Here is a 15,537-nt window from a genome sequence, read left to right as displayed (position 1 = left end):
TTTATCCCCTTATTTTATGATTGCTTCTTTGTATAAATCTTGTGAAATAATAGTGATTTCATCTTTGCTTTTAAGCTTAGATAGTGAAACTATTTTTGAATCTTTTACTATTTGTGCCATATTTTTTGTTACTTTATAAAAGTGCTCTTGTTTTTTTAAAATCAACTCAAATTTCTCAATTTTCGACTGAGCTAAATTTAACTTTTTATATAAAAAATTATCCAAATTTGACTTAAATTTATCTAAAGTCAAAGTAGCTAGATTGAGTTTTTGCTCTATGGCTTTGGATTTTATCTGTGCTTTGGATAGATTTAAAAAGCCCTCATATCTACTAAATTTGGCTGATATTAAAGATATTAAGCTATTTTGGATAATATCAAATTTTTGATAAAGCTCATTACTATCAGGAAGTAGATCGACCATCGCAGCAGTAGGAGTAAGTGATCTATGATCAGCTACAAAATCGCTAATGCTACAATCAATCTCATGCCCAATAGCTGAAATAATAGGAGTTTTGGCCTCATAAATTGCATAAGCCAACTTCTCATCATTAAAGCACCAAAGATCCTCTCTTGATCCGCCGCCCCTAGCAATTACAATCGCATCAAGATTCATATTATCAGCGATATTTAGCATTTTAATGATATTATCTGCGGCTTTATTTCCTTGAACTAGGGAATTAAATAGATAAAATTTAGGCAATATATATCTATTGCTAATTACCCTTTGCATATCAGCAAATGCCGCAGAGCTCGCACTTGTGATAATCCCAACTCTATTTGGATATTTTGGTAGTTGCTTTTTATGTGCTGGGTCAAAAAGTGGCGATAGACGCTCTTTTAGCTGATTAAAAGCAAGCTCTAACTCTCCAACTCCAATTGGCATTATGCGATTAGCGATAAATTGATAGCTCCCATTTGGGCTATAAATTGATAATTTACCAATTAGAGTAACCTCCATTCCATCTTTGATATCAAATTTAATATTTTGATTAGAGAATTTATAAATCACAACGCTAATGGCTGATTTTTCATCTTTTAAGGTAAAATACCAATGACCGCTACTATGCTTAGTAAGGCGGCTAATCTCGCCTTGAACCTCTATAGAGTTAAAGTGGGATTCTAATAGAGCCTTAGCTGATTCATTTAGATCGCTTACGGTCATATATTTTTTACCTTTTTAGCAATAAACATTGTGCTAATATTCATGCTAAATCCCTTAACCATAACGATCTCAAAGCCGCTATTTTTAATCTCAGAGCAAAACTCATTAGAGTCCAAAAAGCCATCAATACTTCTTGGCAGATACTCATATGCTTCTTTATTTTTACTTATCATTCCGCCGATTGTAGGTAAAATTTTATGGAGATAAAAATCCCTAATTTTGGCTATTAGACCACTTTTTTGTCTTTTGGTAAATTCTAAAACTACCAAATATCCCCCAATTTTCAACACTCTATTAAACTCACGCAAAGCATGTGTCCTAGCTACTACATTTCTGATGCCATAGCTAATGCTAAGTATATCTTGAGTGCTTGATGGGATATTCATTTTATCAGCTTTAGACTCTATAAATTCGCAATTTTTAATCTTCTCTTTGGCTACTTTTAGCATTTCAACACTTGGGTCTATGCCAGTGATTTTGTTAATAGTTAAATTGGCTTTTTTAGCGCTATTTATCCAAGCCTTAATCATATCTCCAGTCCCACAAGCCACATCGATAATATTTAACGAAGAGTTGTAATTCTTTAGCACTAAATCACACGCTGTGCTTCTCCAAGAGGCATCTATCCCAAAGCTTAAAATTTTATTAGCCTTATCATATGTAGGGGCAATTTCATTAAACATATCTATAATTTTCTCTTGATTTTGCACTTATATTTCCTTTTTGTAGTGTGGTTTTAGCTTTTTAGACATTTTTGATAATTTTTTATCAAATTTTTTAACTTTTTTCTCTAATTCTTTTTTTAAAGCCACCTTAATATCTCTTTGATTAGCGTTTTGATATTTGGATTTTAGATTTATAATTTTGGTTAATTTCAACTCAAATTTACCCATATTAAAAAGCTCTAAAAATATGCGAGTAAGAGTTAAAAGCTCTTGGAATAAATCTGATTTTATGCTATCTCTAATGCTTTGCCTTAAATTCACAATCTTTTTACGAATCGCATATGCAGCACAACTGGGTATTAAATCATCTAAAACGCAGTAAAATGAGTGCGTATCATACAAAAAAATCTCAAATTCAAAGCAAAGCGATTCAAATTTTTTATCAAAATAGCCTTCGATTTGAGTTAAAAGCTCTTTAAATTTAATATCTTGTTGATTTTCACTGCTCTTAATCTGGCCAAGTAGTGATAAAATCTCACTTAAAAGCTTACTAAATTTAGCCACAATGAGCTTATCAAAGATAAAATCAAAGCTATTAATGAGTAGATTTATGGTTATTAGGTTCTCATTAATTTTGATTAATAATCCTATATCTCTATCTTTTAAATATAGCTTTCTAAGATTATCTATCAAAAATAGTCTTTGCAAAATCAGCAATCTAATGCCATCATAAGCAGTAATATCCACGCCGAAATATAGCTTTTTACTGCCTAGCTTGGGGAGTTTAGAAGTTATCTCTAAGTAGCTGATATTTTGCAAAATTTATCCTTAAATAAAAGTGGTAAATTTTACACTAAAACTACTAAAATATAGCTTTAAAACCCCTATATTAAAACTTTTAAATTTAACAACACTTCGAGCAATTTGAGATATTTGCTACAATATTTAATCTATTAATTAAGTTGCCAATCTTTTGCTCTAGGTGGGTTTGGTATGAGAGCATTTGTGCGTCATTAGCACTAATATCTTCAATATTTCCACAATTGCTACACACTAGATGGATATGCGGACGCTCGTAAATATCGTATTTTGCCTTTTGATTTGGGCTATTTACCTCTATTACTAAATTTTCATTTATAAGAGTATTTAAATTTTTATACACAGTCGCAAGAGATATAGATGGATATTCGACTTTTATCTGCTCATATAGCTCTTCTATAGTTGGATGTGTGTGGTTGCTTAATATCTTTAGGACGCAAAGTCTTTGTGGGGTAGCTTTTAGCTTGGCTTGTTTTAAAAGTTCTATGCAATTCATACTTTTTTCCTCTTAATTCAAATGGGATAATTTTATCAAAAAAATATTTAAATTTAACTTTATTAATTAATATTTTTTATCTTTTAAACTATTTTCAAGTGTAATTTTTTCAGCAATCTTTTGAACGCTGATATCAAGGCTATCTTCTACTAAATTTGTAGCTCCGTGCGTGATAAATTTATCTTCATACTCAAAGCTAGTAATGCTAATGCCATTAATGCCATTTTCTTGTAAAAATCCAGCCAAAATCTCACCCACTCCACCACGCTTAGCACTATCGCTAAAGATATACCACTTTTTATGCGTTTTGGCAAGATTTAAAAGCATATCTTTATCAAGCGGTTTGATGAATATAAGATCTATAATTGTAGGATTGATATTTAAAATTTCAGCCGTTTTAAACGCTTTTGCTACTGCGTTGCCATACCCGATAAATGCTATATCACTATCATTTTGCGATAGAATTTGAGATTTTCCAAGCTCTATTTTAACTGGCTCAAACTCATCACAAAGCCCAAAATTGCCCCTAGGATACCTAATAGCAAGAGGGGAGTTAAAATTATATGAGAATTCCATAATCTGTCTAAACATCGCCTCATCTCTTGGGGCAACTAAGCTAAAATTTGGCACGGCATTTAAAAAGCTAATATCAAAAGCCCCTTGATGAGTTTCCCCATCTTCGCCGACAATCCCAGCCCTATCCATACACAATACAACAGGCAAATTTAAAATCGCACAATCATGGATAACCTGGTCATAAGCCCTTTGCATGAATGTAGAGTATATGGCGATATATGGCTTAAATCCCTCTTTTGCCATTGCTGCCATAGATGTAACTGCGTGTTGCTCTGCAATGGCCGTATCCCAAAATCTATCTGGAAATCTCTCTATCAACGCTCCAAGCCCCGTCCCACTAGGCATCGCAGCAGTTACACCAACGATATTATCATACCTACTAGCAAACTCTAAGAGTAGATTGCTAAAAATTTCAGTAGCACTCTTTTGGGTGGATTTTTTCAAAGATATTCCATTTTGTGGATTAAAAGGACTTACTCCGTGCCATTTCTCTTGCGGGCCTTCAGCGATTTCATAGCCTTTGCCTTTTATCGTTTGGACATGCACTATTACTGGTTTTTTCATATTTTTGGCTACATTAAAAGCTGAGATTAAATCCTTGATATTATGCCCATTTACTGGTCCGATATACTCAAGTCCAAGCTCTTCAAAGAACATTCCAGGGGTTATAAGCCTAATTCCTTCTTCTAATCTTTTAGCCATATATGCTGCTGAGTCTGGCATAAGCTCTAAAAACTGATTAATCCTGCTTTTAAATTTTTGATAAAATGGCCCAGCCATCATCTGTGATAGGTATTTACTCATCGCACCAATTGGTTTTGAGATACTCATTTCATTATCATTTAAGATAATAACGCATGGGTATTTAAGATCTCCTAGCTCATTTAATGCCTCATAAGCCATGCCAGCACTTAGGGCGCCATCGCCGATTAGAGCTACTGGGAGGCGATCTTCATTTTTTAGCTTAATAGCCTTCGCAGCTCCAACAGCAAGGCTAATAGAAGTAGAGCTATGACCGGCGATGAAGTAGTCATACTCACTCTCACTAGGCTTTGTATATCCGCTAATACCGCCAAATTTACGCAAACTATCAAATTTATCCCAACGCCCACTTAGGAGTTTGTGAGTGTAGCTTTGGTGGCTTACATCAAAAATAAATGGATCGCTTGGGGGATTAAAAACATGATGCATCGCAATGCTAAGCTCCACAGCTCCCAAATTTGAGCTTAAATGCCCGCCATTAGTGCTTACAACGCTTAATATTTTCTTTCTAATATCATCTGCTAGAGTCTCTAACTGGCTTAGTGTGAAAGACTTTATATCCATGTTATTCGCTCAATATTTTTTTGATTTTATTAAATCTAGCCATCACGCTACCATCTATATTGCCTATATCGCTTAATACTATTACCCCACCAGCCAAAACCGCATCATCGCTAGTAATCTTAATGTGAGATTTTTGAGTGAAATTTGATTTTAAAAACTCATAATCTTTTGGGCTAACCTTAATCTCTATAGAGGTGGCTTGACTTAGTTCGTCTATTAGGCTTTTGGCGATATTTGAAGCGATTTGAGCGGAGCTATCTTTGATCTCTTTTAATACCACCTCTTTGGCAATATCAATTGCTGTAGCAGCTATCTCGCCTTGGCTTGAGCTTAAAAGAGATTCAAGCTTTGAGGTCTCTTCATCAAGCTTTTGAATTGATGAAGTGTAGTTTTTGCTATTTTCATTTAGTAGGGTTTCATATTGAGCTTTGGCTTGTTCTAGCCCCTCTCTTAACCCCTCTTCTTTGGCTCTTATAATCTCATTTTCTAAGCGAATTTTAAACTCATTTTCTTGATTTTCTATTTGCATTTGGAGTTTAACAATATTACCGCTTAAATCATCAGTTTTTTTCAAAAGCTCTTCTATAAATGTGGATTCTACGCTATTTGGTGCTTCATTGACTGGATTTATTTGTGGCTCTAAATTTACTTGATCGATCACTTCATCATCGCTATTTGACTCTATAGGCGTTGATATTTCTTTGGTTATCTCTTTTGGTTCAACCGAGTGAAGTGCTAAGACTTTAAATCTATATGGCTCTACTGTGTGTTCGCCTTTTGTCTTGTCTATTATGCTACTTAGTATCATTCTATCATCTCATCGCTTACGCCTACTTGGAATACCCCATCTTCGGCTAATTTTTGGACTAATTCTACAACCTTTCTTTGTGCATCTTCAACCTCTTTTACACGCACCGCACCTAAAAACTGCATCTCTTCTACAAATGCTTCGCTTGCTCTTTGGCTCATATTGGATAAGAATTTGCGTTTTAGCTCCTCTCCGCTGCCCTTTAAACCAACCATCAAAACCTTTTTATCAACAACTTTGATAATCTCTCTAATAGCGTTATTATCAAGTGAATTTATATCTTCAAAGGTAAACATAAGCTCTTTAATCATTGTAGCAAGGCTTGGGTCATTTTTCTCAATAATATCAATTGTGGATTTACTAGCTTTTTGACCAAGGCGGTTTAGCACCTCTGCAACAGCCCTTGGACCGCCGACTTCGACTTTATAGCTTGTAAGGCTCTCTAGCTTGGATTCAAGCACGGTTGATACCCGTTTAACCACCGAAGGGCTTATATCGCCTAAATTTGCCATACGGATTATAACTTCGCTTCTTATATCATCTGGGAAATAAACCAAAGTTTCAGCTGCGCTAGTTGCGTCCATATGAGCTACTATTAAGGCGATGGTTTGAGGGTGCTCTTTTACGATAAAATCAGCAAGTTGTTGAGGTCTAACCTGACCTAGATAGCCAAATGACTTGGTAGTCTCCATAGATTTTTGTAGCTTATCCATAATCTTTTGCGCTATCTCTGGGCCAAAAGTTCTAAATAAAATCTCTTTAGCATACTCAATACCGCCACTTCGTAGATATTGATTGGATTGGCTAACTGCGTAAAATTCCTCCAAAACAGCAGCCGCTACGCTCTTATCGATTGTTTTGGCCGTGGCTATGTATTTTGAAATTTCAGTGATGACATCAATCTCCATATGAGAAAATAGCAAAGTGGTAATATCTTCGCCTAATTGAATAAGCAATATAGCTACCTTTTCAGCCATACTAAGATCATCAAAAATCATCTTTTGTTGTTCATTTAATTTCATTAAAAATCCTTACCGGAGTTATATCCGCTATCATTTTTAAGCATAGTTTGTAATAAAGTAGCGATCTCTTCGCTCTTTTCGCTTGCGATTAATTTGAGTTTTTCTAGCATAACTTCATATTTAAGCTCACTCTCATCGAAGTTATCTCCAATGCCAAGCTCATCTTCAACCCTTTTTCTAGCAGCTTTAAATTTCTCTAGTGTATCCTCTGCTTCTTCTTGAATATTTGGCTCATCTGCTATAGGCTCAAGATCATCATCTTTGGCATCTTCGAGCATTTTATTAAGAAATGGAGTAATAACTTTTTTATAAAATAGGTATAAGATAAGTAGAACTATTAGATATTTTAAAATTGGCATAATTGGCTTAAAGTATGTATCTACCACTCTTTGGAATGGGCTTAATTGTATGATTGTGCCAGTATTTCTAAATTCAAAATTACTTACTGTAACCTCATCTCCTCTATTTGCATTATAGCCAATGGCTTGTTGGACTAGGCTTTTGATGGAGTTTATTTCATTTTCATTTAGTGGAATGTAGGTTAGAATATCAGATTTTGAGCCATCTTCAAGTGTTTGAAACTCATATTTTCCATCTACGACTACAGCTGCGGTTACTCTTTTTATCGTGGCGTATTGGTCTTTGACTTTTATAGTCTGTTTTGAAATTTCATAGTTAGTATTGGCTACATTTTTGGAGTATAGCTCAGTTGGTTTATTATCTTCTATACCTTGAACTGGACCAATATTGCTAACAGCCCCAGGCACTCCACCTACATCTTTTGGCTCTTTTCCTTCTCGTTTTTCTTCGATATTTTGCTCACTTCTAATAACTGAGTTTGGATCATAAATTTCATTTATACTATCTTTAGTTGAAAAGTCAAACTCAATACTAACTTTAGCCGTAACCTTATCTTTACCGCCGATAAATTTGCCGATCATATCGATAATTTTTTGCTCATATGAGTCTTCAAATTCACTTCTATATTTAATCTGTGCTGCTACAAGCTCATTTTCTAATGCTATATCATCATCGCCTAAAGATACTCCATCTTGAGTAACTATCTTGACATCTTCTAATTTTAAATTTGGCACAGATCCAGATACTATTCGTTTTATCCCTTCAATTTGTCTGCGATTTAGCTTTGAGCCATCTTTTATTTTTACAACGACTGAAGCAGTAGGAGGGACTTGACGCTCGGTAAATACGCTATCTTTTGGGAATGCGATATATACACTAGCCCTTTCTATCGGCTCTAGGCTCTCTATGGTTTTTGATAATTCACCTTGAATAGCTCTTTGAAATTTGACTCTTTGCTCATTTTCAGTAGCACCAAAGTCTTGAGTATCGTAAATTTCAAAGCCCTTTTTATTATCCATTATGCCAAGGCTTGCTATTGCGATTCTTTGGCGATAAACATCATTAGTTGGCACTAATATTGTGCCTTCATTTGCTAATTTATACGCAATTCCTTGCGTCTCAAGCTCATTTATGATTTGAGCTGATGTGGCTGGGTCTATATTACGAAATAATACGCTATAGCCTTCAAATTGTGCCTCTGGGTCTTTGTTGCTGCTATATAGTGTCAAAAATACCAAAAATCCAATCACTAAAACAATAGAACTAGCAACTACTATTTTTTGCTTTAGGCTTAGATTTTGGACTACTTGACTGATTTGCTGAAATAGAGCTTTAAAATCCATAATCTATCAAATTTCCTTTTTAAGTGCTTCTAAGACTTTTGTATTTTGCATACTTGTGCCAATTGTGATGCGAATAGCGTTTAAGCCATAGCTTTGCAAGTTACGCAAGATTATCCCCTTTTTTAGGAGATTATCGCAAATTTGAGTTGAATTTTTGCTATTATCAAATATAAATGTTATGAAATTTGTATAGCTTGGGATAAACTCTATATCATTATCTTTAGCAAATTTCTCATATACGCTCATCTCTTTTAGATTGTTTTTTAGAGTTTGAGCTATGAAGTCTTGATCTTTTATAGCTGCTATAGCCGCAGCTAGGCTTGGGGTTGTGATATTAAATGGTGCTCTAAGCTTACTAATTGCGGTGATTATTAGCTCATTTGCAATCCCATATCCAACTCTCATTCCACCAAGTCCATAAGCTTTAGAGAATGTGCCTAGGTAGATCGCATTTGGCAAGGATACTATATCTTTTGGATTTATGGCTTTTTTGCTATCTTTGAATTTAGCAAATTCCATATAAGCCCCATCGATTACTACTAGCGTATCCTTATCCACGCTAGAGATAAACTCATAGACATCACTAGCATCTAAGCACTCTCCAAGTGGATTATTTGGTAAGCATAAAAATATAACTTTAATCTCATCTTTATGCTGATTATATAGCTCTTTTAGCTCATTTATATCGTGTTTGTGGCTTTGAGTTTTATATATTTTTGCTCCTATATGTTTAGCATAAATTTCATACATTGCAAAGGTAATTCCAGCGCACAGCATAGCAAGGTTAGGGTTTAATTTAGCATGCATTATAAACTCTATTACTTGATCGCTTCCGCTTCCTATGACGATATTTTTGCTATTTATATTATATAAATTTGCTAAAGAGTCCTTTAACTCATAGTAGCTATCATCTGGATATAAATTTGCTTTTTGTATCGATTTTTCCATAGCTTCTAAGGCAAGTGGCGAGCAGCCTAGTGGATTTTCATTACTTGCTAATTTGATTATATCCTTTGGATTTATACCAAATTCTCTAATGACTAACTCAATTGGCTTTCCAGCTTCATATATTGGTAAATTTGATATTTGTGGGTTGAAATTCATTCTTGTCCTTCTTGATTTAAGTAGCTACCTAGCCAGGTGATCTCATGGCCGTTTTTACTAGCATTTTTTAAAACAGAATTTACATTATCATCATCTATATGACCTTCAAAATCGATATAAAATATGGTTTTAAAATCCTTTTGCTTTATCGGTCTGCTCTCAAGCTTAGTTAGATTTATTCCGCCATCTTTAAACATATTTAAAAGCTCTACAAGTCCGCCTGGGCGATGAGCCGTGAGTGCTAAAATGCTGGTTTTATCGCACCTACTTTTAATGTTTTTAAAATCACTTAATACAAAAAATCTTGTTTTATTTGCTAGATTATCTTCAATTTTTTCAAACATTATTGGTATTTTGTTTATATAAGCAGCTATTTTGGAGCAAATGGCGGCTGAATTTGGATCTTGCGAGGCTAAAAGTGCCGCTTGAGCCGTTGATTTAGTCGGTATAAACTCAACTGAAGTTAGAGTATGATCATCTAAAAAATTGTGGCATTGATTGTAGCCTTGCGGATGGGAGTAGATTTTATTTATACTGCTTAAATTTTGGCTTAAACTAGCAAAACTATGGTGAATATCCATATAAATTTCAGCTACAATCTTGACATTTTCATACTTTCTAAGGCAATCAAGGGTAGCTCCTACTGCGCCTTCGGTGTTATTTTCTATCGGCACAACTCCATATTTTGCCTCTTTATTGCTAAGCTCTCTAAAAACCCCTTCAATGGAGCTGATAGCCACATAGCTACTAGTTGCCCCAAATCTGCTTTGAGCTGCTTGATGAGTGTAGGTTCCAACTGGGCCTAGGAAGGCTACCTTTTGAGGTAGCTCAAGATTTCTACTAACAGAGAAAATCTCTAGATATATAGCATCAATTGCCTTGTGGCTTAGGTTGTTTTGGGGGTTAGATTTTAGCCTTGTTAGTATGGCTTTTTCACGCTCTGGGCGGTAGATTGGTGTGTTTGAGTTGATTTTTAATTCACCTATTTTTTTTACAAATTCCATTCTTTGATTTAATAAGCTTAAAATTTCATCATCTATCTTATCAATACTAACTCTTAAATCATCGATACTCATCGCACAATCTCCAAAATTTGGCTTACATCATCATAGATATTATCGATTTTATCACGATTTAAATTTGATATATTATCTTTGCTTATCTTACCACTTAATACTAGGCTAGTTTTCATATTAAGCTCTTTAGCCCCATATAAATCCCCAGTTGCGTCATCGCTTATTATAGTGATATTTTTAAATTCTGCTTTGCTATTTTGTGCTTTTAGTAGCTTAAGTGCAGCTGTATAAAATCCCAAGCTTGGCTTACCAATACTATCAAAATTAGCCCCAGTAGCATAAGAGACCATAGCAGCAATGGCTCCAACACCAGGATATAATCTCCCATTTTTCTTATAAATGCTAGTTTCATGCATTGCAATGATTTTAATGCCTTTTAAGGCAAGTTCATTAATAGTAGCAAAATCATCAAAGCTAAATTTATCCCAACTAGCAATCAAAATCGCTTTTGGGCTATTTTTATCTTGAGTGTAGCCTAGATTTTGCATAGTATCTATAAATTCCATAGCGCCAAATAAAGCGACATTACAAGGCGATATACTCTCATTTAGCACGCAAAATGGATCTAGATAGGCGCCATCTTTTATAGCTAAGCCTTTAGCTCTTAATGAGCCTAAAAACTCATCGCTTTTAACTTTAGTATTATTTGTGATAACGACATATGGAATTTGATTTAAATTCAAACTCTCAATCAGCTTACAAGCACCATTAATAGGGCTTTTATCGCTATCGCTAATTAATGTACCTTGCACATCTATAAAATACATTATATAAATTCCTTCTCACTTCTTATCATATCTTCAAAGCTCTCTCTTTTGCCTATTAAGCGATCTATGCCATTTTCTATAGCAATTTGTGCGGCACGACCTCTTGTGTTGTAGTTGCTAGACATTGAGTATCCATATGCTCCAGCTGATTTGATAACTAATAAATCGCCGTGCTGTAACTTTGGAAGTTCTATATCCTTAGCTAGAAAATCCCCGCTTTCACAAATTGGGCCTACCACATCATAAACTCTCTTTTCTCCATCTTTTAAGGCTACTATCTCGTGATAAGCATCATATAGACTTGGGCGGAGTAGATCATTCATCGCAGCATCTACGATGAGAAAATTTTTATCTACATTGCTTTTTTCATATAATACGCTAGTGAGTAATTCGCCGCTATTTCCTACTATAAATCTACCTGGTTCGCAGATTATTGTGGTATCTTGTCCTTTTAAAGCGGCTAAAATCCCTTGAGCGTATTCATATAAATTTGGCTCATTTTCATCTTTATATCTTATTCCTATCCCTCCACCAATATCAAAAAATTTAATATCTATTTGAGCTACTCTTAACTCGCTAAGCAAGCTGCTAACGATATTTGCCGCTTCTATAACAGGGCTTATATCACTTAACTGACTTCCTATATGGCAGTGGATACCAACTGGGTCTAAATGATCGCTTTTATGGGAGTGTAAGTAGATTTTTCTAGCTTCATCTATGCTAACGCCAAATTTATTTTTATTTAATCCTGTGGAGATATATGGGTGGGTTTTTGGATCTACATTTGGATTTACTCGCACTGAAATTCTAGCCTTTTTATTTAACTCTTTAGCTATTATCTCCACCCTTTGCATCTCTGCGTAACTCTCTAAATTTATCATTAAAATATCTAAATTTAAAGCCTCTTTGATCTCTTCATCGCTCTTGCCAACGCCACTATAGATTATCTTATAGTTACTAGCACCTGCTAATAAGGCTCTTTTTACTTCTCCGATACTTACGCAGTCAAATCCGCCCCCAAGGGTGGCAATATGCTTTAAAATACTTAAATTTGAATTAGCCTTTACAGCGTAGCAAATGAGCGACTTTCTAGCGTTAAATTCCCTTTTTAGCTTATTATATTGAGCGGTAATATGATCAAAATCATATATATAAAGTGGAGTTTTATACTTTTTAGCTAGTGCCAAATAATCCATATCTAATCCCTTGGAAATTTTAGAATTTACAATATTATCTAATCTTGGCTTAAATTTAAGACCAAATCTAATATATAATTGTAAAAAATTAATCTTTTTAAATCAAATGTGGATTTTGGCTTAAATTTACCATCTCTTTAAATGAAATTAAGATTTTAAAATTAATATTATAAGCAATCAATTATCTAAATTTAGCTAAAATGCAAAATATAAATTTTCAAGGAAAATTATGGCAGTTAAATTTTATTTTATTTCGCAAATATCGCTTAAATAGATGTATTTAAATTTGCTAACTACCATAGTCGTTTTTGCTTTGCAAACGGCTATTAATTTCTTTTTAACCCCGTATATTTTAAAGGTTTTAGGCGATGAGGCGTATGGATTTTTAGCTTTGGCAAATTCGCTTGTAAATTACGGATTTATCCTTACTCTTGTAATCAACTCCGTAGCTAGTAGATTTATCGCTTGTGAATATCATAAGGGCAACTTCATCAAAGCTTCTAAATTTTATAGCTCTGTTTTGATGGCTAATTTTGGATTTAGTCTTATTATAGCTTTTATATCAATTATATTTTTGATTGAAATTCAATCCATAATAAATATCTCAAATGCTCTTTTAAGCGATGTTAGAATGACTATGGCGATATATTTTGTCAATTTTAGTATTGGGTTATTTAATGCTATTTTTAGCGTTCATGCCTTTATCAAAAATCAGATGTATCTAATCTCGATTAGAAATGCGATCTCTACGGCTATATACGCCGTTTTTGTTCTTGGGCTATTTTGGCTATTTGATGCGATGATATATTATACTGCGGTGGCGGCTTTAATATCATCGATTTTTGTATTTTTTAGCGCTCTATTTTTAAACCGCAAATTTGGATTAAATCTGAAATTTGCCCCTAAATATTTTAGGATTAAATTCATCAAAGTTCTAGCTAGAAGTGGGCTATTTAATAGCTTAAATATGCTTAGTCAGGTGCTATTAAGCGGGGTTAGTTTGCTTTTAGTTAATATCTTTATTAGTGCTATTAGTATGGGGATTTTGGCTCTATCAAGGTCTGTAACTATGATTATTGAGAGCTTTGTCATCACAACAGCAGTGGCTTGGAATCCACGATTTATTAAGCTACACTCAGATAATAAACCGCTTAGAGATGAGGTGATTTTAGCCCTTAAAAGCATAAGTTTTATAGCGTTGCCACCGATTGCGGTTTTTATGGTTTTGGCTGATGAGTTTTATAAGCTTTGGCTACCTTTTAAGAGTTTAAGCCAGATAGAGTATATCTATGAGCTGGTATTAATATCGCTTTTACCATCTATTGTTTTTGCTAGTTCTAGACCACTAATTAGTATAAATTTAATCACAGATAAGCTTAAGCGACCAGCTTTAGTAACGCTATTTATGGCTATTTGTGTATTTTGCATTCAAATTATTGGATTAATATTTTTTGAGTTTGGGTTAAAGGAGATAGCTATATCTATTAGTGTTGGAATTGTGCTTAAGATTACGCTATTTGACATTGCTAATGCTGGGGCAAATTTAGGTCTTAAGCTAGGCTCATTTTATCCTATTTATTTTAAAAATCTTATGGTATTTGCTTTGATTGTAGCTATTATCTATCCGGTTTCAAATATGATAAATATCGCTAATTGGTTTGATTTTTTACTATATTTTGGTTTTATTTTGATTTTTGGATATTTAATCGCTTTTGTGATGATACTTAGTAGCAAGGAAAGGGCGAGTTTGATAAGCAAGATTAGGGGGAGATTTTGAGAGTTGGATTTGTTATAACTACGCTTGGATTTGGCGGTGCTGAGAGGGTGCTTAGCCTAATAGCAAATCGCTTAAGCTATGAGTATAGCGTGGATATTATTAAATTTGATAATCAAAAGCCATTTTATGAGATTGAAAAAAGTATTAAAATTATAAATTTACCCGCTTTAAATGGCGGATTTTTGGTAAATTTAAAAAAGCGATTTAGCAAGATTTTTGCTCTTAGAAAGATTTTTAAAAGTAGTAAGTATGATATTATAATAAGCTTTATGGATAGCACAAATTTGCTTTGTTTGATGGCAAATTTAGGCTCAAAGCAAAGATTAATAATCACCGAGCATAGCCATCATAGCCTTTTGTCTTGGAAGTGGAAAATAGCTAAAAGACTCTTATATCCGCTTTGCGATGGGCTATCTGTGCTTAGTAGGAGTGATTATCAATATTATAGCTATGTGAAAAATAGATCTGTGATATATAATCCATTTTTTGGCGATATTGATGGGAAAAGTCAAGATAGAAAGGAGAATTTAATACTATTTGTAGGGAGATTGGAAAATATAAAGGGGTGCGATATATTTTTAAATTCGCTTAAATATTGTAATTTGGGCAATTACGCAGTTGAGATTTGTGGCGATGGCGGTGAGTTTAAGAGATTAAAAGATGAGTTTAGTAGTGATAAAATTAAATTTTTAGGTAGAATTAGCGATATTCAAAGCCACTATAAACGAGCTAAAATCATAGTATCTAGCTCACGAAATGAAGGACTTGGCAATGCTTTGATAGAGGCTTGTTTTTATAAAGTTGCTAGAGTTGCTACGCCTACAATCGGGGCTTGTGAGCTAATTTGCGATGGCGAAGATGGATTGATAAGTGATGATTTTAGCCCTAAAAGCTTAGCTAAGAAGTTAAATTTGGTTATAAATGATGAGAATTTAAGAGATAAATTAGCAAAAAATGGCTTTAATAGTAGGGCGAAATTTGGCTTAGAAAATATCTATCAAGATTGGCTAAATCTCATAAATAAGGCGATAAAGTGAA

The 15,537-nt window shown here is 34.0% G+C and carries 14 protein-coding genes; 2 read left to right on the top strand and 12 right to left on the bottom strand.

Annotated elements, in window-relative coordinates; genetic code table 11:
- Positions 1-9: 9 nt before the first annotated feature.
- The 12 genes from xseA to lysA all read right to left on the bottom strand — a co-directional run bounded on the left by xseA (position 10) and on the right by lysA (position 12,722).
- Complete coding sequence (xseA, locus tag CSUIS19073_RS01690; RefSeq protein WP_086237046.1) at positions 10-1,164, bottom strand: exodeoxyribonuclease VII large subunit; 1,155 nt, start codon at positions 1,162-1,164, stop codon at positions 10-12.
- Complete coding sequence (gene ubiE / locus CSUIS19073_RS01685; RefSeq protein ID WP_086237045.1) at positions 1,161-1,874, bottom strand: bifunctional demethylmenaquinone methyltransferase/2-methoxy-6-polyprenyl-1,4-benzoquinol methylase UbiE; 714 nt, start codon at positions 1,872-1,874, stop codon at positions 1,161-1,163. Before ubiE ends, xseA begins: the two co-directional genes overlap by 4 nt.
- Complete coding sequence (locus CSUIS19073_RS01680) at positions 1,875-2,648, bottom strand: hypothetical protein (protein WP_086237044.1); 774 nt, start codon at positions 2,646-2,648, stop codon at positions 1,875-1,877.
- Positions 2,649-2,733: 85 nt separating this feature from the next.
- Positions 2,734-3,144, bottom strand: coding sequence for a Fur family transcriptional regulator (locus CSUIS19073_RS01675; RefSeq protein ID WP_086237043.1), 411 nt, complete (start codon positions 3,142-3,144; stop codon positions 2,734-2,736).
- Positions 3,145-3,210: 66 nt separating this feature from the next.
- Complete coding sequence (gene dxs, locus CSUIS19073_RS01670) at positions 3,211-5,046, bottom strand: 1-deoxy-D-xylulose-5-phosphate synthase (RefSeq protein WP_086237042.1); 1,836 nt, start codon at positions 5,044-5,046, stop codon at positions 3,211-3,213.
- 1 nt (position 5,047) lies between these two features.
- A complete protein-coding gene (gene fliH, locus CSUIS19073_RS01665) occupies positions 5,048-5,854 on the bottom strand; it encodes a flagellar assembly protein FliH (RefSeq protein WP_086237041.1) in 807 nt (268 codons plus the stop codon).
- Positions 5,851-6,876: a flagellar motor switch protein FliG gene (gene fliG, locus CSUIS19073_RS01660; protein ID WP_086237040.1), complete on the bottom strand. Its 1,026-nt coding sequence runs from the start codon at positions 6,874-6,876 to the stop codon at positions 5,851-5,853. Before fliG ends, fliH begins: the two co-directional genes overlap by 4 nt.
- The gene (gene fliF / locus CSUIS19073_RS01655) at positions 6,876-8,579 is read right to left on the bottom strand and encodes a flagellar basal-body MS-ring/collar protein FliF (RefSeq protein ID WP_086237039.1); all 1,704 of its coding nucleotides are present in this window, start codon (positions 8,577-8,579) and stop codon (positions 6,876-6,878) included. The genes fliG and fliF overlap by 1 nt, the downstream gene beginning before the upstream one ends.
- Positions 8,580-8,585: 6 nt before the next feature.
- Positions 8,586-9,683 (bottom strand): histidinol-phosphate transaminase, encoded by a 1,098-nt coding sequence (hisC, locus tag CSUIS19073_RS01650; RefSeq protein ID WP_086242346.1) that lies wholly within the window; start codon positions 9,681-9,683, stop codon positions 8,586-8,588.
- Positions 9,680-10,759: a prephenate dehydratase gene (gene pheA / locus CSUIS19073_RS01645; protein WP_086242347.1), complete on the bottom strand. Its 1,080-nt coding sequence runs from the start codon at positions 10,757-10,759 to the stop codon at positions 9,680-9,682. Before pheA ends, hisC begins: the two co-directional genes overlap by 4 nt.
- Positions 10,756-11,526 (bottom strand): HAD-IIA family hydrolase, encoded by a 771-nt coding sequence (locus CSUIS19073_RS01640; protein ID WP_086242348.1) that lies wholly within the window; start codon positions 11,524-11,526, stop codon positions 10,756-10,758. Before CSUIS19073_RS01640 ends, pheA begins: the two co-directional genes overlap by 4 nt.
- A complete protein-coding gene (lysA, locus tag CSUIS19073_RS01635; RefSeq protein ID WP_086242349.1) occupies positions 11,526-12,722 on the bottom strand; it encodes a diaminopimelate decarboxylase in 1,197 nt (398 codons plus the stop codon). The genes CSUIS19073_RS01640 and lysA overlap by 1 nt, the downstream gene beginning before the upstream one ends.
- Before the next feature lie 274 nt (positions 12,723-12,996).
- Here lysA and CSUIS19073_RS01630 point away from each other — a divergent pair, with 274 nt between their 5' ends.
- Positions 12,997-14,499 (top strand): polysaccharide biosynthesis protein, encoded by a 1,503-nt coding sequence (locus CSUIS19073_RS01630; protein WP_086242350.1) that lies wholly within the window; start codon positions 12,997-12,999, stop codon positions 14,497-14,499.
- The gene (locus CSUIS19073_RS01625; RefSeq protein ID WP_086237033.1) at positions 14,496-15,536 is read left to right on the top strand and encodes a glycosyltransferase; all 1,041 of its coding nucleotides are present in this window, start codon (positions 14,496-14,498) and stop codon (positions 15,534-15,536) included. Before CSUIS19073_RS01630 ends, CSUIS19073_RS01625 begins: the two co-directional genes overlap by 4 nt.
- Position 15,537: the final 1 nt, after the last annotated feature.

The organism is Campylobacter sp. RM19073 (genome assembly GCF_024723495.1).
GTDB classification, from domain to species: domain Bacteria; phylum Campylobacterota; class Campylobacteria; order Campylobacterales; family Campylobacteraceae; genus Campylobacter; species Campylobacter porcelli.
Note: the sequence above shows the minus strand (reverse complement) of the source record. Positions and strands in the feature narration are given on the sequence as shown.

Excerpts from the sequence above, each read along its gene's own strand:
- xseA (WP_086237046.1), bottom strand. The coding sequence starts at position 1,164 with ATGACCGTAAGCGATCTAAATGAATCAGCTAAGGCTCTATTAGAATCC.
- CSUIS19073_RS01675 (WP_086237043.1), bottom strand. The coding sequence starts at position 3,144 with ATGAATTGCATAGAACTTTTAAAACAAGCCAAGCTAAAAGCTACCCCA.
- dxs (WP_086237042.1), bottom strand. The coding sequence starts at position 5,046 with ATGGATATAAAGTCTTTCACACTAAGCCAGTTAGAGACTCTAGCAGAT.
- fliH (WP_086237041.1), bottom strand. The coding sequence starts at position 5,854 with ATGATACTAAGTAGCATAATAGACAAGACAAAAGGCGAACACACAGTA.
- fliG (WP_086237040.1), bottom strand. The coding sequence starts at position 6,876 with ATGAAATTAAATGAACAACAAAAGATGATTTTTGATGATCTTAGTATG.
- fliF (WP_086237039.1), bottom strand. The coding sequence starts at position 8,579 with ATGGATTTTAAAGCTCTATTTCAGCAAATCAGTCAAGTAGTCCAAAAT.
- hisC (WP_086242346.1), bottom strand. The coding sequence starts at position 9,683 with ATGAATTTCAACCCACAAATATCAAATTTACCAATATATGAAGCTGGA.
- pheA (WP_086242347.1), bottom strand. The coding sequence starts at position 10,759 with ATGAGTATCGATGATTTAAGAGTTAGTATTGATAAGATAGATGATGAA.
- CSUIS19073_RS01640 (WP_086242348.1), bottom strand. The coding sequence starts at position 11,526 with ATGTATTTTATAGATGTGCAAGGTACATTAATTAGCGATAGCGATAAA.
- lysA (WP_086242349.1), bottom strand. The coding sequence starts at position 12,722 with ATGGATTATTTGGCACTAGCTAAAAAGTATAAAACTCCACTTTATATA.
- CSUIS19073_RS01630 (WP_086242350.1), top strand. The coding sequence starts at position 12,997 with ATGTATTTAAATTTGCTAACTACCATAGTCGTTTTTGCTTTGCAAACG.